Raw genomic sequence first — 20,886 nt, 5'->3', positions numbered from 1 at the left:
ATCCGCAGATCAGGGCCGCCCGGCACCAGCCCGCTGCTGGGCCAGTCGGTGCAGACCAGTGGCGTCGTGACCCTGGTGATGGAGAACGGCTTCTTCATGCAGGACCCGGCCGGCGACGGTGATGAGGCCACCTCCGACGGTGTCTTCGTCTACACCCGCACCAGCCCCACCGTGACCCCCGGCGACTGGGTGCAGCTCACCGCCACCGTGACCGAGTACAACGTGGGCGCCAGCAGCAACACCGACACCGCGGCCCACACCGTGACCGAACTGACCGGCCCCTCGGCCCTGAGCGTGCTCAGCAGCGGCAACACCATCACCCCGGTGGTGGTCACCCTGCCCGAGGCCGTCAACGATGACCTGGAGCGCTACGAGGGCATGCTGGTGACCCTGCAGGGCCCGCTGACCGTGTCGCAGAACTACTTCCAGGGCCGCTACGGCGAGGTCACCCTGTCGGTGGGCGGCCGCATGGAGACGCCGACCAACCGCTACCGCCCCGGCTCGGACGAGGCCGTGGCCCTGGCCGACGAGAACGCCCGCCGCCGCATCATCCTGGACGACGGCAGCTCGCTGCAGAACCCCAACCCGACCCCCTTCATCGGCGTGGACAACACCCTGCGCGCGGGCGACACCACCGCCAGCGTGACCGGCGTGGTCGACTACGGCCTGGCCACCGCCAGCAACACCGGCGCGGGCGACTACAAGATCCAGCCGACCGAGCCGGTGGTCTTCAGCCGTGACAACCCTCGCACCGAGGCGCCCGTCACCACCGGCGGCAACCTGAAGCTGGCCAGCTTCAATGTGCTGAACTTCTTCACCACCTTCACCGACGGCAGCACCGCCGACGGCCAGACCGGCCAGGGCTGCAGCCTCAATGGCAGCGTCTCGCCCAGCAACTGCCGAGGCGCCGACAGCCTGGCCGAGTTCATCCGCCAGCGCGACAAGATCGTGGCGGCCATCGCCGCCATCGACGCCGATGCCCTGGGCCTGATGGAGATGCAGAACAACGGCGCCACCGCCGTGCAGAACCTGGTGGACGCCCTGAACGCCAAGGTGGGCGCCGGCACCTATGCCGTGGTGACCGACCCGGCCGCCGGCACCGGCAGCGACGCCATCAAGGTGGCGATGATCTACAAGCCGGCCCGCCTGAGCCGCGTGGGCGAGGCCCAGTCGGACACCGACCCGGTGAACAACCGCCCGCCGTTGGCCCAGACCTTTGCCACCCTCAACGGCCAGCGCTTCACGCTGGTGGTCAACCACCTGAAGTCCAAGGGCAGCTGCCCCTCGGCCGGTGACAGCGACTATGCCGGCAACTTCGACAGCGGTGATGGCCAGGGCTGCTGGAACGCGCTGCGCGTGCAGCAGGCCGAGCGCCTGTCCACCTGGGTGGGCACGCTGAGCGATGCCGCGGGCACGACGGATGCCGTGCTGCTGGGCGACTTCAACTCCTACGCCCAGGAAGACCCGGTCGTGACCCTGACCTCCTCGGGCTTCGTCGACCAGGTCAGCCGTTTCAACAGCTTCGGCTACTCCTACGTCTTCGACGGCGCCTCGGGCCGCCTGGACCATGGCTTCGCCACCGCCTCGCTGTCGGGCAAGGTGACCGATGCGATCGATTGGCACATCAACGCCGACGAGCCGGCCATCATCGACTACAACCTGGAGTACAAGCAGCCTGCCTGCGCCACCTGCGGCCCGGACTACTACACGCCCACCGCCTACCGCTCGTCCGACCATGACCCGATGGTGATGGCCCTGAGCCTGCTCAACACCATCAGCGGCACCGGCAAGCGCGATGTCCTGGTGGGCACGCCGGGCGACGATGTCTTCATCGCCGGTGGCCGTGCCGACACCCTGACCGGGGGCGCCGGCCGTGACCAGTTCCGCCTGACCGCGATGGGGGATGCCCGCGACACCATCACCGACTTCACCCCGGGTGAGGACGTGCTGGATCTGCGCACGCTGCTGACCAGCATCGGCTACACCGGCAGCGACCCGATCGGCGACCGTGTGGTGCAGCTGCGCAACCACGCCGAGGGCGTGCATGTGCAGGTCTACAACCCCAACAGCCGCAGGTACAGGGTGGTGGCCAGCCTGAGCGGCCTGGTGACCAGCCAGATCGATCCGGCGCGTGATCTGTGGCTGGTGGACGCGCCGGCGCTCAAGGCCGTCAAGCGCAGCCGCGCCAGCGTGCACTGAAGCCGGCGGGCGCCTGCGGGCGTCTCCTGACCGGACAGGGGCCGTCCAGTATCATGGATCGGTCCCTTTTTTCATGCTGGGCACGCCTCCATGGACTTTGCGATCCCCCACGCCACGCCGGCCCGTCCCTGGCTGGTGGCCGACATCGGTGGCACCAATGCGCGCTTCGGGCTGGTGACGGCCGTGGGGCAGCCGGCGGTCCATGTGCAGCGCCTGGCGGTGGCCGACCACGCCGGCCCCGAGCAGGCGATCCGGGCTTATCTGGCGGGCCTGGCCTCGGCAGGTGAGCCGGCGGGGTTGGCCACCGAGGGCCTGGCGGCGGCCGCGCTGGCGGTGGCCACACCGGTCACAGGGGACGAGGTGAGCTTCACCAACAGTGTCTGGCGCTTTTCGGTGCAGGGGCTGCAGGAGGCCTTGGGCCTGGCCCGGCTGCTGGTGCTCAACGACTTCGAGGCCCTGGCCCTGTCGCTGCCGCGGCTGGGTCCGGCCCAGCGCCACACACCGGCCGGTTGGCTGGCCCCCGCGGACGCGCCCACGCAGACGCTGGCCGTGGTCGGCCCGGGCACCGGCCTGGGCGTGGGCGGCGTGCTGCCCACGCCGGCCGGCTGGGTGGCCATCGCGGGCGAGGGCGGCCATGTCACCCTGGCCGCGGCCGACGAGGAAGAGGCCGCGCTGCTGGCCTGGGTGCGCCGCAGCCATGGCCATGTCTCGGCCGAGCGCCTGCTGTCCGGCCTGGGCCTGCCGCTGCTGCACCAGGCGGTGGCGGCGGTGCAGGGCCGGGCGGTGCCGGTCCTGTCGGCCGAGCAGATCGTGACGGCCGGGCTCGGCGAGGGGGGCGATGCCCTGTGCCGGGAGACCCTGGCGCACTTCTGCGCCATGTTGGGTGGCGTGGCCGGCAACGTGGCGCTGACGCTGGGGGCGCGGGGCGGCCTCTACATCGGCGGTGGCATCGTGCCGCGCCTGGGGGACTTCTTCGCCTGCTCGCGCTTTCGCGAGCGCATGCTGGCCAAGGGGCGCTTTGCCGATTACCTGGCCGCCGTGCCGGTGGCCATCATCACCGACACGCTGGCGGCCCTGGCCGGCGGCGCCCTGGCGCTGGAGCAGGCCGCCGCGCCACGCTGAACAGGCTGCCGCGCGCTGGCGTCTAGAGGCCGATGGCCGGATAGGCCTGGGCCAGCGGGGTGATGGTGCCGGCGGCGCTGGGGTCGTAGCCCGGCAGGTCGGCCAGCCGGGCCTGAAAAGCCGGTTCGCGCAGCGCGGCCAGCACCGTTTGCAGCGCCGCGCTGCCCATCACATCGTCGCGGCAGAGCAGGAAGTAGCGCTCGGTGGCGATGGGCACGAAGTCCAGCTTGAACTGCCGGGCCGGCGGCTCCAGGCCGAAGCCCACGTCGGCCATGCCGCTGGCCACATAGGCCGCCACCGCCGCGTGGGTGTACTCGCCCTGCTCGAAGCCGGCGATGCGGGTGGTGGCGATGTCCTGGGCCTTGAGCAGGCCTTCGAGCAGCAGCCGGGTGCCCGAGCCCACCTGGCGGTTGATGAAGCGCACCGAGGGCCGGGTCAGGTCGACCAGGCTGTACAGCTCCTTGGGGTTGCCGGGGCGCACCATCAACCCCTGGCGCCGGGTGGCGATGTCCACCAGGCTCAGGGCCATGCCCGACAGCCAGGGCCGGTAGTGGGCCAGGGCCATGTCCTGCATCGGTCCGAAGGGGATGTGCAGTCCGGCGATGTCGCAGTCGCCCTCGCGCAGGGCCGCGGCCGCGGCCGAGCTGCTGGCGTAATGGACGGCCAGCTTCAGGCCGTCGGCGGCCAGGCGCTCGATCAGGCGCTCGATCGCGAAGCCGTGGCTGGCGTGGATGCGCAGGGCCGAGGGGCTTTCGCTGAGCGCGCCGCGCAACTCCTCGGCCAGCTCGGAGGACAGCGATTCCAGCACCGGCGTCAGGCGGGCGTGGATGCGCTTGTCGGCCCAGACGATGCGCGCGCCCAGGTCGGTGAGGGTGGAGCCGCGTCCTCGCTCCATCAGCAGCAGCTGGGCGCCGAAGAGCTGCTCGCCCTGGCGCACCAGGTCCCAGGCGCGGCGGTAGGACAAGTCCAGCGAGCGTGCGGCCAGCAGCAGGCTGCCCATCTCGGCCACCTGCACCAGCAGTTCGATCAGGCGGGCGGGAAGCGGCGGACCGCCGACATCCTGGATCGTCCACACGGGACGGATGGAAACCTGCTTCATCAGGGTTGCTGCTTAGGAAGCCCGCTGCCGATGCATCGGCTCCTCCGGTTCATATTGCGCGAGACGCCAATCGCCGAGAGGATGCGCGGGCCGAAATACATCCGCCGCATTCTCTACCGGATCGCGGCCAAGACCTATCAGGACACAAAGGAGACAAGATGTCGTCGGTGCTCACTGAGGGGGCCACCCCCGTTCACCACCAGGATGCGGGGATTCTGTCCAAGGAACGCATCATCGCCGCGCCAGGCTTCAACCGCTGGCTGGTGCCGCCTGCGGCCCTGGCCATTCACCTGTGCATCGGGATGGCCTACGGCTTCTCGGTGTTCTGGCTGCCCTTGTCCAAGGCGCTGGGCATCAAGGAAGCCCTCAAGTGCGGCCCCGAGGTGGGCTTCTTCCAGCAGCTGTTCACCACCAGCTGCGACTGGCCCATCTCCACCCTGGGCTGGATGTACACCCTGTTCTTCGTCTTCCTGGGCCTGTCGGCCGCCATCTGGGGTGGTTGGCTGGAGCGCGTCGGCCCCCGCAAGGTGGGCGTGCTGGCCGCCCTGTGCTGGGGCGGCGGCATGCTGTTCTCGGCCCTGGGCGTCTACACCCACCAGTTCTGGATGATGCTGCTGGGCTCGGGCATCGTCGGGGGCATCGGGCTGGGGCTGGGCTACATCTCACCGGTCAGCACGCTGATCAAGTGGTTCCCCGACAAGCGCGGCATGGCCACCGGCATGGCCATCATGGGCTTTGGCGGTGGTGCGATGATCGGCTCGCCCCTGGCCGCCGAGCTGATGAAACATTTCGCGACGCCCACCAGCGTGGGGGTCTGGGAAACTTTCGCGGTCATGGGTTGTTTGTACATCGTGGCCATGCTCATCGGCGCCTTCGGCTACCGCATTCCCGCCACCGGCTGGGCGCCCGCGGGCTGGACGCCGCCCGTCCAGGGCCAGACCAAGGCCATGATCACCCACGGCCATGTGCACGTGAAGAAGGTCTGGGGCATCCCGCAGTTCTGGCTGGTCTGGATGGTGCTGACCATGAACGTCTCGGCCGGCATCGGGGTGATCGGCATGGCCAGCCCGATGCTGCAGGAAGTGTTCGGCGGCAGCCTGATCGGCGTGCAGGCCAAGTTCGGTGAACTCGACAAGACGCAGCTGACCGCCATCGCCGGCGTGGCTGCGGGCTTCGCGGCCCTGCTGAGCCTGTTCAACATCGTCGGCCGCTTCTTCTGGGCCAGCCTGTCGGACAAGCTGGGCCGCAAGCTGACCTACACGGTGTTTTTCATCCTCGGCGGCCTGCTGTACTTCAGCATCCCGGCCAGCGCCGGGGCCGGCAACAAGCTGCTGTTCGTGGGCGCCTTCTGCGTCATCCTGAGCATGTACGGCGGGGCCTTCGCCACGGTGCCGGCCTACCTGGCCGACCTGTTCGGCACCCAGATGGTGGGCGCCATCCACGGCCGCCTGCTGACCGCCTGGTCCACCGCCGGCATCCTGGGCCCGGTGGTGGTCAACTACATGCGTGACTACCAGTTGGGCCTGGGCATCCCGCGCGATCAGGTCTACAACCAAACCATGTACATCCTGGTGGGCATGCTGGTCATCGGCCTGATCTGCAACTGGCTGGTGCGGCCGGTGGCCGACAAGCATTTCATGACCGAGGCCGAGCTGGCCGAGGAGAAGCGCCTGGCCCATGACAAGGCCCAGGCCTCGGCCGCGGGTCCGGTCACCATGTCCTTCCATCAGACGCCTGTGGTCTGGGTGGCGCTGGCCTGGCTGGCCGTCGGTGTCCCCTTGGCTTGGGGCGTGTACCGCACGCTGCTGAGCGCGGGCAAGTTCTTCAACTGAGTGTCTTCCACTGAATGGCCCTCCGGGCGACCTGTCATCCATGAAGCTGATTCCAAGTTCCGCGCAAGACCTGGTCCGGGTGGCCGAGATCGTGGCCGAGCACCGCGACCAGCCCGGGGCGCTGCTGCCGCTGCTGCATGCGGTGCAGGACGCCCTGGGCCATGTGCCCGACGATGCGGTGCCCTCGATCGCGCGGGCACTCAACCTCTCGCGTGCCGAGGTGCACGGCGTCATCACCTACTACCACTTCTTCCGCCGGGAGGCGCCGGGCCGCCGGGTGGTGCAGGTGTGCCGTGCCGAGGCCTGCCAGGCCTGCGGGGGCGAGGCGCTGCTGGCGCACGCCGAGCAGCTCCTGGGCTGCGCGCGTCACGAGACGCGGGCCGATGGCGAGGTGACCCTGGAGCCGGTGTACTGCCTGGGCCTGTGCGCCTCCTCGCCGGCCGTGCAGATCGACGACAAGCTGCATGCACGGGTCACGCCCGAGCGGCTGGAACAGCTGCTGGCCGATGTGGGGAGGCCGCAATGAGCACGGGCACGACGATCTACGTGCCGCGCGATTCCGCGGCGCTGGCGGCCGGGGCCGACGAGGTGGCCGCGGCCATCACCGCCGAGGCCGCCCGACGCGGCCAGGCCGTGACCCTGGTGCGCAACGGCTCGCGCGGTCTGTTCTGGCTGGAGCCCATGGTGGAGGTGCAGACGCCGGTCGGCCGCGTGGCCTACGGGCCGGTGGCGCCGCAGGATGTGCCCGGCCTGTTCGAGGCCGGCTTCCTGTCCGGCGGCGCGCACGCACTCGGTCATGGTGTCACCGAGCAGATCCCCTTCCTGGCCCTGCAGGAGCGGTTGACCTTCCGCCGCATGGGCGTGACGGATCCGCTCTCGCTGGCCGATTACGCCGCCCATGAGGGCTGGGTCGGCCTGCGGCGTGCCGCGGCCATGCCGCCTGGCGACGTGATCCATGAGGTCACCCATTCCGGCCTGCGCGGCCGGGGCGGGGCGGCCTTTCCGGCCGGCATCAAGTGGAAGACGGTGGCCGAGGCCGCGGCAGGCCAGAAGTACGTGGTCTGCAACGCCGACGAGGGCGATTCGGGCACCTACTCCGACCGCATGACGATGGAGGGCGACCCCTTCATGCTGATCGAGGGCATGGCCATCGCCGGCCTGGCGGTGGGCGCCACCCACGGGGTGGTCTACATCCGCTCGGAGTACCCGCATGCGGTGGCCACGATGCGCGAGGCCATCGGCCTGGCCACGCAGGCGGGCTTCCTGGGCGAGGACGTCTGCGGCAGTGGGCGGGCTTTCCAGCTGGAGGTGCGCAAGGCCGCCGGGGCCTATGTCTGCGGCGAAGAGACGGCGATGCTGGAGAGCATCGAGGGCAAGCGCGGCATCGTGCGGGCCAAGCCGCCCCTGCCGGCCCTGCAGGGCCTGTTCGGCCAGCCGACGGTGATCAACAACGTCATCACCCTGGCCAGCGTGCCCATCATCCTGGCGCGCGGGGCGGAGTTCTATCGCAACTACGGCGTGGGCCGCTCCCACGGCACGTTGCCCTTCCAGCTGGCCGGCAACATCCGGCACGGTGGCCTGGTGGAGAAGGCCTTCGGCCTGACGCTGCGCGAGCTGATCTACGGCTTCGGCGGCGGCACCCGCAGCGGCCGGCCGGTCAAGGCGGTGCAGGTGGGCGGGCCGCTGGGCGCCTATGTGCCCGAATCGAAGTGGGACGTGCCGCTGGACTACGAGGCCTATGCCGCCTTCGGCGCGGTGGTGGGCCACGGCGGCATCGTGGTGCACGACGACACCGCCGACATGGCGGCGTTGGCGCGTTACGCGATGGAGTTCTGCGCGCTGGAGAGCTGTGGCAAGTGCACGCCCTGCCGCATCGGCAGCACGCGCGGGGTCGAGGTGATCGACCGCATCGTGCGCGACGAGCGCCGGGCCGAGCAGGTCATCCTGCTGCGCGATCTGTGCGACACCATGCTGGCTGGCAGCCTGTGCGCCATGGGCGGCATGACCCCCTATCCGGTGCTCTCGGCGCTGGACCACTATCCCGAGGACTTCGGCATCGCGCCGCCCAGCGCGCGCGCAGCCTGAGCAGGAGAAGACGATGCTGCAACACCTCAAGAACGAGATCGACCACGGCACCCCGGCTCGCGTCTCGGACCAGACCGTCACGCTGACCATCGACGGCATGGCCGTCAGCGTGCCCCGGGGCACCTCGCTGATGCGGGCCGCGGTGGACGCCGGCGTCAACGTGCCCAAGCTCTGCGCCACCGACAGCCTGGAGCCCTTCGGCTCCTGCCGGCTGTGCCTGGTGGAGATCGAGGGCCGGCGCGGCTTCCCGGCTTCCTGCACCACGCCGGCCGAGGCCGGCATGGTGGTGCACACCCAGACGCCCAAGCTGCAGCAGCTGCGCAAGGGCGTGATGGAGCTCTACATCAGCGACCACCCGCTGGACTGCCTGACCTGCAGCGCCAACGGCGACTGCGAGCTGCAGGACATGGCCGGCGTGACCGGCCTGCGCCATGTGCGCTACGGCGTGGGGGCGGCGGCCGGCGCCCACCACTGCGATGCGAAGAAGGACGCCTCCAACCCCTACTTCACCTACGACCCGAGCAAGTGCATCGTCTGCAACCGCTGCGTGCGCGCCTGCGAGGAGACGCAGGGCACCTTCGCGCTGACGATCAGCGGGCGGGGCTTCGAGTCGCGGGTCTCGCCGGGCCAGGACCAGCCCTTCATGGACAGCGAATGCGTCAGCTGCGGCGCCTGCGTGCAGGCCTGCCCCACCGCCACGCTGCAGGAGAAGACGGTGATCGAGCTCGGTCAGCCCGAGCACAGCGTCATCACCACCTGCGCCTACTGCGGCGTGGGCTGCGGCTTCAAGGCCGAGATGAAGGGCAACACCGTCGTGCGCATGGTGCCCTGGAAGGACGGCAAGGCCAACGAGGGCCATTCCTGCGTCAAGGGCCGCTTCGCCTGGGGCTATGCCACCCACAAGGACCGCATCACGAAGCCCATGGTGCGCGAGAAGATCACCGACGCCTGGCGCGAGGTGAGCTGGCCCGAGGCCATCGACTTCGCCGCCACCCGCTTCAAGGCCATCCAGGCCAAGCACGGCCAGGATTCGGTGGGTGGCATCACCTCCTCGCGCTGCACCAACGAAGAGGTCTACCTGGTCCAGAAGCTGATCCGCGCCGCCTTCCACACCAACAATGTGGACACCTGCGCGCGGGTCTGCCACTCGCCCACCGGTTACGGCATGGGCCAGACTTTCGGCACCTCGGCCGGCACCCAGACCTTCAAGTCGGTGGAAGAGGCCGACGTGATCATGGTCATCGGCGCCAACCCGACCGATGCCCATCCGGTGTTCGGATCGCGCATGAAGAAGCGCCTGCGCGAGGGCGCCAAGCTGATCGTGGTGGACCCGCGTCGCATCGATCTGGTGAGTTCGCCGCACATCCGGGCCCAGCACCACCTGGCGCTGCAGCCCGGCACCAATGTGGCGGTCATCACCGCGATGGCGCATGTGGTGGTCACCGAGGGGCTGGTGAACGAGGCCTACGTGGCCGAGCGTTGCGACACCCCGAGCTTCAACGCCTGGCGTGAATTCGTCGCCCGCCCGGAGAACTCGCCCGAGGCCTTCGAGCCGGTCACCGGCGTGCCGGCGGCCGAGCTGCGTGCCGCGGCGAGGCTCTTCGCCGCCGGGCCCAACTCGGCCATCTACTACGGCCTGGGCGTGACCGAGCATGCGCAGGGCTCGACCATGGTGATCGGCATCTGCAACCTGGCCATGGCCTGCGGCATGGTGGGGCGCGAGGGCGTGGGCGTGAACCCGCTGCGGGGGCAGAACAATGTGCAGGGCAGCTGCGACATGGGCAGCTTCCCGCACGAACTGCCCGGCTACCGCCACATCAGCGACACCACGGTGCGCAGCACCTTCGAGGCGGCCTGGGGCGTGGAGATCAGCCCCGAGCCGGGCCTGCGCATCCCGAACATGTTCGAGGCCGCGCTGGCGGGCAGCTTCAAGGGCCTGTACTGCGTGGGCGAGGACATCGTGCAGAGCGATCCCAACACCCAGCATGTGGCGGCGGCGTCGTCGGCGATGGAATGCATTGTGGTGCAGGACATCTTCCTCAACGAGACGGCCAAGTACGCCCATGTGCTGCTGCCGGGCTCCAGCTTCCTGGAGAAGGACGGCACCTTCACCAATGCCGAGCGCCGCATCAGCCGCGTGCGGCAGGTGATGCCGCCGCTGTCCGGCGTGGGCGACTGGGAGGCCACGGCGATGTTGTCCACCGCCCTGGGCTACCCGATGCACTACGCGCATCCGGAAGAGATCATGCGCGAGATCGCGGCCCTCACGCCCAGCTTCGCGGGTGTCACCTACGAGAAGATCGACCGCTTCGGCAGCGTGCAGTGGCCCTGCAACGAGACCACCGCCGAGGCCGGGACCTCGCTGATGCATGTGCAGAAGTTCGTGCGCGGCAAGGGCCGCTTCTTCAACACCCAGTACGTGCCCAGCGACGAGAAGGTCAACAGCCGCTATCCGCTGCTGCTGACCACCGGGCGCATCCTCAGCCAGTACAACGTCGGCGCGCAGACCCGGCGCACGCCCAACAACCTGTGGCACGACGAGGACCGCCTGGAGATCCACCCCCACGACGCCGAGGAGCGCGGCATCGCCGACGGCGACTGGGTGGGCGTCGCCAGCCGTGCGGGGCAGACCGTGCTGCGGGCCCAGATCAGCGACCGCATGCAGCCCGGCGTGGTCTACACCACCTTCCACTTCCCGGAGTCGGGCGCCAACGTCATCACCACTGACAGCTCCGACTGGGCCACCAACTGCCCGGAGTACAAGGTGACAGCGGTGCAGGTGACCCAGGTGCTGCAGCCTTCCGAATGGCAGCGCCAATACGCCGATTTCAACCGGCAGCAGCTGGCCTTGCTGGCCCAGGGCCGGGCCCGTGCCGAGGTGACCGGGAAATGAGCCACACGACGACCACCGCCGGCCCGCGCCGGGCGGCACACCAGCCAGAGGGGCAGGGCGCGCATGGACATTGAGAACCTGGTGAAGATGGCCAACCGCATCGGCCAGTTCTTCGAATCGATGCCGGATGCCGAGGAGGCCTCCCGGGAGATCGCCCAGCATCTGCGCAAGTTCTGGGAGCCGCGCATGCGCCAGGCCCTGCTGGACCACCTCGATGGGGGTGCCGGCGCCGCGGAGGATCTGAGCCCCATCGTCCGGCGGGCCGTGTTGGCCCACCGGGACACCCTGACGCCAAAACCGGCCAGCCACGCGCACGGCGCCTGAGCGGCGCCCCGGAGACCCGCCTGCCCAGCGGCAGGCGGCTTGTCATGCCCATGGTCCTCGCCAAGGGCCCACAACGTGCAGGGGCAAATAAAATAGCGTGCTATTAAATTGCGAGTGATGTAAAGTGTGCGCCATGCAAGCCACCGTGCGGCCTGCAACACCCCCTCAGGAGCGAAACCATGTCGATCGAGAAAGTCCTCTACCAAGCCCATGCCACAGCCACCGGCGGCCGCGATGGCCGCGCGCAGTCCGACGACGGCCGCGTGGACGTGTCGCTGAGCGTGCCGCGCGAACTGGGCGGCGCCGGCGGCCCCGGCACCAACCCGGAGCAGCTGTTTGCCGCCGGCTACAGCGCCTGCTTCCTGGGGGCCATGAAGTTCGTGGGTGCCCGTGACAAGTTGCCCGTGCCGGCCGACACCACGGTGCAGGGCACGGTGGGCATTGGCGCCATCCCCACCGGCTTCGGCATCGAGGTGGAATTGCGCATCACGCTGCCGGGCGTGGACCGCGAGGTCGCGCAGCAGATCATCGACCGCGCCCACATCGTCTGCCCGTACTCCAACGCGACGCGCAACAACATCGATGTGCGCCTGACCCTGGCCTGATCCTCCCCGGCCTCCGACGCCCCGGTACAGCGCCAGCGGTCCGGGGCGTTTCCGTTTGCGTCATGGCTATTTCATGCATCACTTTGAGAGCCCCCTGCAAGTCATTGCTTTTGAAAGAGAAACAGATCGGAAATTCCTTTCAAATGCCCGCTAAGTGACTGATTTCATTGATTTTTTGGACCTTGTTTCGTTGACCCGGGGGTGTTGGTGCAGTAAAGTGGGGGAAAGTGCACTTTAGTGGGGTCTCGTGGCGGAATTTGTGCTTCAGGGGGAGTCCGAGCTGACGCTGGACGGCAAGGGGCGGATGACCGTCCCGGCCCGCCATCGCGACAGCCTGGCCGCCCTGTGCGCGGGCCAGATGACCGTCACCAAGAGCCCCTCGCGCTGCCTGCTGCTGTTCCCCCGTCCCGCCTGGGAGGAATTCCGCGCCAAGCTGATGGGCCTGCCGATGGACGCCGAGTCCTGGCGCCGCATCTTCATCGGCAGCGCGCTGGACGTGGAGATCGACAGCGGCTCGCGCATCCAGCTCTCACCCGAGCTGCGCCGCTGGGCCGGCCTGGACCGCGAGCTGATGCTGGTGGGCATGGGCACCCGGATGGAGATCTGGGACCGTGGCCGCCACCAGGCCCTGGAAGATGCGACGCTGGCGCAGCCCATGCCCGACAGCGTCAGCAAGCTGGTGATGTGAGGCCCGCCCCATGAGCTTCGTCCACACCACCGTGCTGCTCAACGAAACGGTGGAGGCTGCCCTCACCGATCCCAACGGCACCTATGTTGATGGCACCTTCGGCCGCGGCGGTCATTCGCGTCTGCTGCTCTCGCGCCTGGGCCCCCAGGGCCGGCTGATCGCCTTCGACAAGGACCCGGAGGCGGTGGCGGCCGCCACCGAGGGCGAGCACGCGATCCGCGATCCGCGCTTCGCCATCCACCACTGCAGCTTCGCCCGCATGGACGAGGTGCTGCCGGCAGGCTCCGTCACCGGGGTGCTGCTGGACCTGGGCGTGAGTTCGCCCCAAATCGACAACCCAGCTCGCGGCTTCAGCTTCCGTTTCGACGGACCGCTGGACATGCGCATGGACCCCACGCGGGGCGAGAGCGCTGGCGAGTTCCTTGGCGCGGGCCGAGGAGCGTCACATCGCACAGGTGATCCGTGATTACGGGCGAAGAACGGTTTGCTGCATCCATGCAAAAGGCGCTTGTGGCTCGCCCCGAGAGCGGACAGCCGCCTTCCCACCACCGGCGATCTGGCCAAGCTCGTGGCTGGTGCGGTCCGCACCCCCGAGCCGGGGCAGGATCCCGCGACCCGGACGTTTCAAGCCCTTCGGATTCTGGTCAACGCCGAACTGGAAGAACTCGAGCAAGGCCTGAGCGCCGCGCTGGGCCTGCTGGCCGCGGGCGGCCATCTGGCGGTGATCAGCTTCCACTCGCTGGAAGACCGCATCGTCAAGAACTTCATCGCCCACGAAAGCCGCGAGGAGGTGGACCGCCGCGCGCCCTTCGCGCCGCCCACCCGCGCGCTGCGCCTGAAGCCCCTGGGCCGCATCAAGCCCTCGGTCGAAGAGGTCAAGGCCAACCCCCGTTCGCGCTCGGCCGTGCTGCGCGTGGCCGAACGCCTGCCGCTGGCCGGAGGTGCGGCGTGAACCGCCTGAGCATCGTTCTGCTGCTGGCCCTGATGGCCAGCGCCATGTACCTGGTCAAGACCAGCTACGAGGCGCGCCGCGCCTTCGCCGACCTGGAGAAGGCCAAGGCCGAGGAGCGCCAGCTGGCCTCCGACGCCACCCGCCTGGAGGCCGAGCGTCGCAGCGAGGGCACCCATCTGCGGGTGGAGCGCGACGCGCGCGAGAAGCTGCAGATGCGCCTGGCCACGCCGGACGTCACGCTCTACGTGGGTGATGACCGGGCCCCGGCCCGTGCGGCCTCGGCGGCCTCGGCGGCTTCGGGGGGGGCGCCATGAGCGGCAACACCCGCCGGGCTGGCGGCGCGCAGTCGGTGCGCGGCGTCAACTATTCCACCAGCCCGCTGCTGGCCTCCAAGACCCCGCCCTGGCGCAGCCGCTTTCTGGTGCTGCTGGTGGGCCTGGGTTTCACGGTGCTGATCGCTCGCGCAGCCTATGTGCAGGTGCTGCACGCCGACTTCTTCCAGAAGAAGGGCGAGGAGCGCTACGCCGCCACGCTGGATCTGCCGGCCAACCGCGGCCGCATCCTGGACCGCAATGGCCAGTTGCTGGCCATCAGCGTCTATGCGCCCACGGTGTCGATCAACCCGCAGCAGTTCAAGGCCAGCGACGACGAGAAGCGCGAGCTGGTGGCCCTGCTGGGCCTCAAGCCCAAGGAGCTGGACGCCAAGCTGGCCGACGACGGGGCCTACGCGGTGCTCAAGCGCCAGGTCGACGGTGGGGTGGCCCAGCAGATCCGCGCCCTGCGCATCAAGGGCCTGACGCTGGAGCCGGGCTACCTGCGCCGCTACCCCGAGAACGAGGCCGCTGCGCAGGTGGTGGGCTTCACCGACATCAACGACGAGGGCCAGGAAGGCATCGAGCTGGCCTACCAGACTCAGCTGCAGGGCCACAGCGGTTCGCGCGGCGTGGTGAAGGACCGCCTGGGCCGCATCGTCGAGGACCTGGGCGAGCCGGTGGACCCGCGCGATGGCAGCGACGTGCAGCTGACCATCGATTCCAAGCTGCAGGCCATCGCCTACCAGCGCATCCGCGATGCGGTGGGGCAGTTCCATGCCAAGGCCGGCAGCGTGGTGGTGCTGGATGCGCAGACCGGCGAGATCCTGGCCATGGCCAACTACCCGAGCTACACGCCCGAGGAGCGCCACAACCTGACCGGCGGTCAGCTGCGCAACCGCGCCGTCACCGACGTCTTCGAGCCTGGCTCCACGGTCAAGCCCTTCGTGGTCAGCAAGGTGATCGAGGATGGCTACGCCACGCCCGACACCGTGCTGGACACCATGCCCTTCATGGTCGGGCCGCTGCGCGTGAACGACGGCGCCCACTCCCACCCCTCGCTGACGGTGGCGCAGATCATCCAGAAGTCCAGCAACGTGGGCACGGTCAAGCTGTCGCAGCACCTGGACGCGCGTGAGATGGGTGAGCTGTTTGCCGCCGTGGGCTTTGGCAGCAAGCCGCAGATCGGCTTCCCCGGTGTGGCCACCGGCAAGCTGCGCCCCTGGCGCACCTGGAAGCCGGTCGAGAAGGCCACCATGGCCTACGGCTACGGCCTGTCGGCCTCGCTGCTGCAGATCGCCCACGCCTACACCGCCATCGCCCGCGACGGCGAGCTGGCGCCGCTGACCCTGGTCAAGGGGCACCCCGCCGGCACGCCGGTGCGCATCTTCAAGCCCGAGACCGCGCGCACCATGCGCCAGATGCTGCGCGGCACCGTCAGCAAGGAAGGCACGGCCCCGCTGGCCGCGCTGACCGGCTATTCGGCCGGCGGCAAGACCGGCACGGCCGCCAAGCAGGAAGGCCGGGGCTATGCCGCGGGCAAATACCGCGCCTGGTTCACCGGCCTCGCACCGATCGACACCCCGCGGGTGATCATCTCCGTGATGGTCGACGAGCCCACGCCCATTCACTACGGGGGCTTGGTCTCCGCCCCGGTCTTCAAGGCCGTGGCCGAGCAGACCCTGCGCACCATGGGCGTTCCGCCCGACATGGACATGAAGCCCCCCTCGGTGCTGACGGCCGCGGCCGCGGCCGCCGCGGCGGAGAACGAAGAAGTGGAGCAGCACTGATGGCCCGCACCGCACACCCGGGTGGCGTGGCCGGAGGCATCCAACCATGAGCATCACCCATCTGAAGAGCCCCGAAGCCGCCGCCCGCTGGCTGCAGTCCTGGGTCACCGGCACCCTGCGCACCGACAGCCGTCTGGTGCAGCCCGGCGACGGTTTCATCGCCTGGCCTGGCCAGGTCACCGACGGCCGCCAGTACGTGCAGGCCGCGCTGGCCGCTGGCGCGGCCACCTGCATCGTCGAGCTCGAGGGCATCGAGGCCTACGGCTTCGAGGATTCGCGCGTGGCCGCGCTGCCCCACCTGAAGGAGGCCACCGGCCGCATCGCCGACGCCTACTTCGGCCGCCCCAGCGATGCGCTGAAGGTGGTGGCCGTCACCGGCACCAATGGCAAGACCTCCAGCGCCTGGTGGACGGCGCAGGCCCTGGGCATGCTGGACCGGCCCTGCGGTCTGGTGGGCACGCTGGGCGTGGGCACGCCGCCCGTGCCGGGCCGCGGCGAGGGCCACATCCGCTTCACCGGCCTGACCACGCCGGACCCGGTGGTGCTGCAGGCCAGCTTCGCCGACATGGTCCGCCAGGGCATGCGGGCCTGCGCCATCGAAGCCTCCTCCATCGGCATCGCCGAGGAGCGCATGGCCGGCACGCGCATCGCGGTGGCCCTGTTCACCAACTTCACCCGCGACCACCTGGACTACCACGGCGGCATGGCGGCCTACTGGGCCGAGAAGCGCCGTCTCTTCGCCTGGGACGGCCTGACGTCCGCCGTGATCAATGTGGACGACGCACAGGGGGCCAAGCTGGTGGCCGAGCTGGCCGGCAGCGGGCTGGACCTGTGGACCGTCTCGGCCCAGGGCGAGGCCCGCATCCAGGCCCGCGAGGTGGGCTACACCGCCCAGGGCCTGCGCTTCCTGCTGGCCGAGACCGGCGGCGAGCAGGACCTGCCGGTGCAGACTGGCCTGATCGGCCAGTACAACATCAGCAACCTGCTGGGCGTGATCGGCGGCCTGCGCGCCCTGGGCGTGCCGCTGACCGACGCGGCCCTGATCGCCCACCACATCACCCCGGTGCCGGGGCGCATGCAGCGCGTCAGCGCCGGCGAAGGCCAGCCCGAGGTGGTGGTGGACTACGCCCACACGCCCGATGCGCTGGACAAGGCCATCGGCGCGCTGCGTCCCATGGCCCAGGCCCGTGGCGGCCAGCTCTGGTGCGTCTTCGGCTGCGGCGGCGACCGCGACGCCACCAAGCGTCCGCTGATGGGTGCCATTGCCCAGCAGGGGGCCGACCGCGTCGTCGTCACCAGCGACAACCCGCGCCATGAGGCCCCGCAGGCCATCGTCGACCAGATCGTGGCCGGCATGAAGGACCCGGCGGGTTCGCTGAAGGTGCAGGTCGAGGTCGACCGCCGCCTGGCCATCCTGCAGACCCTGGCCGCGGCCGGCCCGCAGGACGTGGTGCTGCTGGCCGGCAAGGGCCACGAAGACTACCAGGACGTGGCCGGCGTGAAGCATCCCTTCTCCGACATCGACGTGGCCCAGGCCGGGCTGCAGGCCAGGAGCGCTGCGTGACCGAGCTCACCCTGTCCCTGGCGGCCCAGCTCATCCCCGGCGCACAGCGCCTGGGCGAGGGCGACCCGGTGCTGCGCCGTGTCCACACCGACACCCGCAGCCTGGCGGCCGGGGACTGCTTCGTCGCGCTGCGCGGCGAGCGCTTCGACGCCCACGACTTCCTGCCCCAGGCGGCCGCGGCGGGCGCCGTGGCGGTGATCGGCAGCCGCGACGTGGCCAGCTGCGGTCTGCCGGGCCTGCAGGTGGCCGACACGCTGCTGGCGCTGCAGCAGCTGGCCGCCGGCTGGCGTGCACGCCACAGCCTGCCGCTGATCGCGGTGACCGGCAGCAACGGCAAGACCACCACCACCCAGATGATCGCCAGCATCCTGCGCGCCGCCGCGGGCGAGCAGGCCCTGGCCACCGCGGGCAACCTGAACAACCACATCGGCGTGCCGCTGACCGTGCTGGGCCTGCGGGCCGCGCACCGGCTGGCGGTGGTCGAGCTGGGCATGAACCACCCCGGCGAGATCGCCGAGCTGGCCGCCATCGCCCAGCCCACCGTGGCCCTGGTCAACAACGCCCAGCGCGAGCACCTGGAATTCATGCAGACGGTCGAGGCCGTGGCGCGCGAGAACGGCAGCGTGCTCAGCGCCCTGCCGGCCGACGGCGTGGCGGTGTTCCCGGCCGACGACAGCTACACCCCGCTGTGGCGCACGCTGGCCGGCGAGCGCCGCGTGCTGACCTTCGCGCCCGAGCACGCCGACGTCACCGGCGACGCCACCTGGCAGGTCGACCACTGGGCCCTGCAGCTGCACACCCCGGCGGGCAGTGCCGCGGTCAAGCTGGCCATCGCCGGGCGTCACAACATCCGCAACGCGCTGGCCGCCACCGCCTGCGCCCTGGCCGCGGGCGTGCCCCTGGCCGCCGTGGTGCAGGGCCTGCAGGCCTTCACGCCGGTCAAGGGCCGCTCGATGGTGCGCCCGTTGGTGCTGAACGGCCAGGCCCGCACGCTGATCGACGACAGCTACAACGCCAACCCCGACTCCGTGCGCGCCGCCATTGCGGTGCTGGCCGAGCTGCCCGGCCCGCGCTGGCTGGTGCTGGGCGACATGGGCGAGGTGGGCGACCAGGGGCCGGCCTTCCACGCCGAAGTGGGCGAGGCCGCGCGCGAGCAGGGCATCGAGCAGCTCTGGTGCGCCGGCGCCGCTGCGGCCGATGCCGCCCGTGCCTACGGCGCCGGGGCCCGGCACTTCGCCACGACGGCCGAGCTGGTGGCGGCCCTGGGCGAGCGCCCGGCCTTCGCCTCGGTGCTGGTCAAGGGTTCGCGCTTCATGAAGATGGAACAGGTGGTGGCTGCTCTGCAGACCATTGCCGCCGGGGAGGACACCCATGCTGCTTAGTCTGGCCCAGTGGCTGCAGGGGCTGTACCCCGAACAATTCGGTTTCCTGCGCGTCTTCCAGTACCTGACCTTCCGGGCCGTGATGGCGGCCATGACCGCGCTGGTCATCGGCCTGGCCTTCGGCCCCTGGCTGATCCGTCGCCTGACCGAGCTGAAGATCGGTCAGCCCATCCGCGAGTACGGGGTGCAGACCCACCTGGCCAAGGCCGGCACGCCCACCATGGGCGGCGCGCTGATCCTGATCGGCATCGGCGTGGCCACGCTGCTGTGGAGCGACTGGAGCAACCGCTTCGTCTGGGTCGTGATGATGGTCACCTTCGGTTTCGGCGCCATCGGCTGGACCGACGACTGGCGCAAGGTGGTGGACAAGAACCCCGAAGGCATGCGCTCGCGCGAGAAGTTCTTCTGGCAGACGCTGATCGGCGTGGTCGCGGCGCTGTACCTGGCCTTCAGCGTGTCCGAGACCACCAATGTGCGGGTCATCGAGCTCTTCGTGCGCTGGGTGCAGAGCGGCTTCTCCAACGAGCTGCCGCCCAAGGCCGACCTGATGCTGCCCTTCTTCAAGAGCATCAGCTACCCGCTGGGCGTGTTCGGCTTCATGGCCCTGACCTGGTTCGTCATCGTCGGCGCCAGCAACGCGGTCAACCTGACCGACGGCCTGGACGGCCTGGCCATCATGCCGGTGGTGCTGGTGTCGGGCGCGCTGGCCATCTTCGCCTACGTGGTGGGCAACGCGGTCTACGCCAAGTACCTGCTCTTTCCCTACATCCCGGGCGCGGGCGAGCTGATGATCTTCTGCGCGGCCATGGTCGGTGCCGGCCTGGCCTTCCTGTGGTTCAACGCCCACCCGGCCCAGGTCTTCATGGGCGATGTGGGCGCGCTGTCCCTGGGCGGCGCCCTGGGCACCATCGCGGTCATCACCCGGCAGGAGATCCTGCTGGGTGTGATGGGCGGCGTGTTCGTGGCCGAGGCCCTGTCGGTGATGTTGCAGGTCAGCTGGTTCAAGTACACGAAGAAGAAGCACGGTGAGGGCCGGCGCCTGCTGAAGATGGCCCCGCTGCACCACCACTTCGAGAAGTCTGGCTGGAACGAGACCCAGGTGGTGATCCGCTTCTGGATCATCACGATGCTGCTGTGCCTGATCGGCCTGGCCAGCCTGAAGCTGCGCTGATCTGACGAGACCATGAAACACCTGCAAGACCTGTCCGTGCTGATCCTGGGCCTGGGTGACTCCGGCCTGGCGATGGCGCGCTGGTGCGCGCGCCACGGCGCGGCCCGCATCCGGGTCTGGGATTCGCGCGCCAACCCGCCGCAGGCCGCGGCCCTGGCGGCCGAGGTGCCGGCCGCCATCTTCTTCAGTGGCGCACTGAGTGCCGACACGCTGGAAGACGCACGACTGCTGCTCAAGAGCCCGGGTCTGTCGCCCGCCAAGCCGGAACTGCAGTCGCTGCTGGCGGCGGCCCAGGCGGTGGGCGTGCCCGTCGGTGGCGAGCTGGGCCTGTACGCCCGTTCCCTGGCCGACCTGAAGGCCGACTGGGGCTATGCGCCCAAGGTGCTGGCCATCACCGGCACCAATGGCAAGACAACCACCACCTCGCTGACCGCGCAACTGGTCGAGCGCTGCGACCGCCGCGTGGCGGTGGCCGGCAACATCGGCCCGACCCTGCTGGACACCCTGACCACCGCCTGGCTGGCCGAGGCCGAGGCCCGCGCGCTGGCAGCCGAGCAGGCACAGGCCGAGGCGGAGGCCGCCGCCGCGGAGGCCGAAGCCGCTGTTCACGCGCCCCAGGTGGACTCGACTTCGGTCGAGATCGCCCCGGCACCGTCGCAGGCGGATGAGTTGCCCGTGGCGAGCGATGCTGCGGCCGAGGCCCCCGAGGCCGAGGACGGCACGGACGAGCCGGCTGCGGTCGATGCCGCGCCCCTGGACAACGAACCCGCGCCCGTGGTGCTGGCCCCCCCGCCGCCGGCCGAGCCGGTGTTCGAGCACCTGCCCCAAGTCTGGGTGCTGGAGCTTCTCAGCTTCCGGCTCGACGGCGT

At 69.9% G+C, this 20,886-nt stretch carries 16 protein-coding genes and 1 pseudogene; 16 read left to right on the top strand and 1 reads right to left on the bottom strand.

Annotated elements, in window-relative coordinates; genetic code table 11:
- Both I73_RS27830 and glk read left to right on the top strand, forming a co-directional pair.
- Positions 1–2,199 (top strand): ExeM/NucH family extracellular endonuclease (locus tag I73_RS27830; protein WP_051049206.1); only part of this gene is annotated, 2,199 nt, incomplete at its 5' end.
- Positions 2,200–2,289: 90 nt separating this feature from the next.
- Complete coding sequence (glk, locus tag I73_RS13475) at positions 2,290–3,321, top strand: glucokinase (RefSeq protein ID WP_022981090.1); 1,032 nt, start codon at positions 2,290–2,292, stop codon at positions 3,319–3,321.
- Positions 3,322–3,343: 22 nt separating this feature from the next.
- Here the strand turns inward: glk and I73_RS13470 are convergent, their stop codons facing one another.
- Complete coding sequence (locus tag I73_RS13470; RefSeq protein WP_022981089.1) at positions 3,344–4,420, bottom strand: substrate-binding domain-containing protein; 1,077 nt, start codon at positions 4,418–4,420, stop codon at positions 3,344–3,346.
- A gap of 158 nt (positions 4,421–4,578) precedes the next feature.
- On the opposite strand from I73_RS13470, the gene I73_RS13465 reads away from it, so the two are divergent.
- The 14 genes and pseudogenes from I73_RS13465 to I73_RS13400 all read left to right on the top strand — a co-directional run.
- On the top strand, positions 4,579–6,252 hold the full coding sequence (locus tag I73_RS13465; RefSeq protein WP_022981088.1) for an OFA family MFS transporter: 1,674 nt from the start codon (positions 4,579–4,581) through the stop codon (positions 6,250–6,252).
- 40 nt (positions 6,253–6,292) lie between these two features.
- Positions 6,293–6,778 (top strand): formate dehydrogenase subunit gamma, encoded by a 486-nt coding sequence (locus tag I73_RS13460; RefSeq protein ID WP_022981087.1) that lies wholly within the window; start codon positions 6,293–6,295, stop codon positions 6,776–6,778.
- Positions 6,775–8,337: an NADH-quinone oxidoreductase subunit NuoF gene (locus tag I73_RS13455; protein ID WP_022981086.1), complete on the top strand. Its 1,563-nt coding sequence runs from the start codon at positions 6,775–6,777 to the stop codon at positions 8,335–8,337. The genes I73_RS13460 and I73_RS13455 overlap by 4 nt, the downstream gene beginning before the upstream one ends.
- 13 nt (positions 8,338–8,350) lie before the next feature.
- Complete coding sequence (gene fdhF, locus I73_RS13450) at positions 8,351–11,230, top strand: formate dehydrogenase subunit alpha (RefSeq protein WP_022981085.1); 2,880 nt, start codon at positions 8,351–8,353, stop codon at positions 11,228–11,230.
- Positions 11,231–11,293: 63 nt separating this feature from the next.
- Positions 11,294–11,554, top strand: a complete 261-nt coding sequence (locus tag I73_RS13445) for a formate dehydrogenase subunit delta (protein WP_022981084.1) — start codon at positions 11,294–11,296, stop codon at positions 11,552–11,554.
- A 179-nt stretch (positions 11,555–11,733) separates the two neighbouring features.
- Entirely contained in the window at positions 11,734–12,159 is a 426-nt protein-coding gene (locus I73_RS13440) for an organic hydroperoxide resistance protein (RefSeq protein WP_022981083.1), read from the top strand.
- 259 nt (positions 12,160–12,418) lie between these two features.
- Positions 12,419–12,847 (top strand): division/cell wall cluster transcriptional repressor MraZ, encoded by a 429-nt coding sequence (locus I73_RS13435; RefSeq protein WP_026096694.1) that lies wholly within the window; start codon positions 12,419–12,421, stop codon positions 12,845–12,847.
- Positions 12,848–12,857: 10 nt separating this feature from the next.
- Positions 12,858–13,799 (top strand): annotated as a pseudogene (locus tag I73_RS27825) (16S rRNA (cytosine(1402)-N(4))-methyltransferase).
- Positions 13,796–14,113 carry a cell division protein FtsL gene (gene ftsL, locus I73_RS13425; protein WP_022981081.1) on the top strand — a complete coding sequence of 106 codons (318 nt, stop codon included), beginning with the start codon at positions 13,796–13,798 and terminating at the stop codon, positions 14,111–14,113. Before I73_RS27825 ends, ftsL begins: the two are co-directional and overlap by 4 nt.
- Positions 14,110–15,900: a penicillin-binding protein 2 gene (locus tag I73_RS13420; protein ID WP_022981080.1), complete on the top strand. Its 1,791-nt coding sequence runs from the start codon at positions 14,110–14,112 to the stop codon at positions 15,898–15,900. The genes ftsL and I73_RS13420 overlap by 4 nt, the downstream gene beginning before the upstream one ends.
- A 46-nt stretch (positions 15,901–15,946) precedes the next feature.
- On the top strand, positions 15,947–17,464 hold the full coding sequence (locus tag I73_RS13415) for a UDP-N-acetylmuramoyl-L-alanyl-D-glutamate--2,6-diaminopimelate ligase (protein WP_022981079.1): 1,518 nt from the start codon (positions 15,947–15,949) through the stop codon (positions 17,462–17,464).
- The gene (gene murF / locus I73_RS13410) at positions 17,461–18,846 is read left to right on the top strand and encodes a UDP-N-acetylmuramoyl-tripeptide--D-alanyl-D-alanine ligase (RefSeq protein WP_022981078.1); all 1,386 of its coding nucleotides are present in this window, start codon (positions 17,461–17,463) and stop codon (positions 18,844–18,846) included. The genes I73_RS13415 and murF overlap by 4 nt, the downstream gene beginning before the upstream one ends.
- A complete protein-coding gene (mraY, locus tag I73_RS13405) occupies positions 18,836–20,017 on the top strand; it encodes a phospho-N-acetylmuramoyl-pentapeptide-transferase (RefSeq protein ID WP_022981077.1) in 1,182 nt (393 codons plus the stop codon). Before murF ends, mraY begins: the two co-directional genes overlap by 11 nt.
- A gap of 12 nt (positions 20,018–20,029) precedes the next feature.
- Positions 20,030–20,886, top strand: an 857-nt coding sequence (locus I73_RS13400; protein ID WP_022981076.1) for a Mur ligase family protein, incomplete at its 3' end; no start/stop codon positions are given.

The organism is Ideonella sp. B508-1 (assembly GCF_000333615.1).
Lineage (GTDB): Bacteria > Pseudomonadota > Gammaproteobacteria > Burkholderiales > Burkholderiaceae_C > Ideonella.
This window is presented reverse-complemented; position numbering and strand designations above follow the sequence as displayed.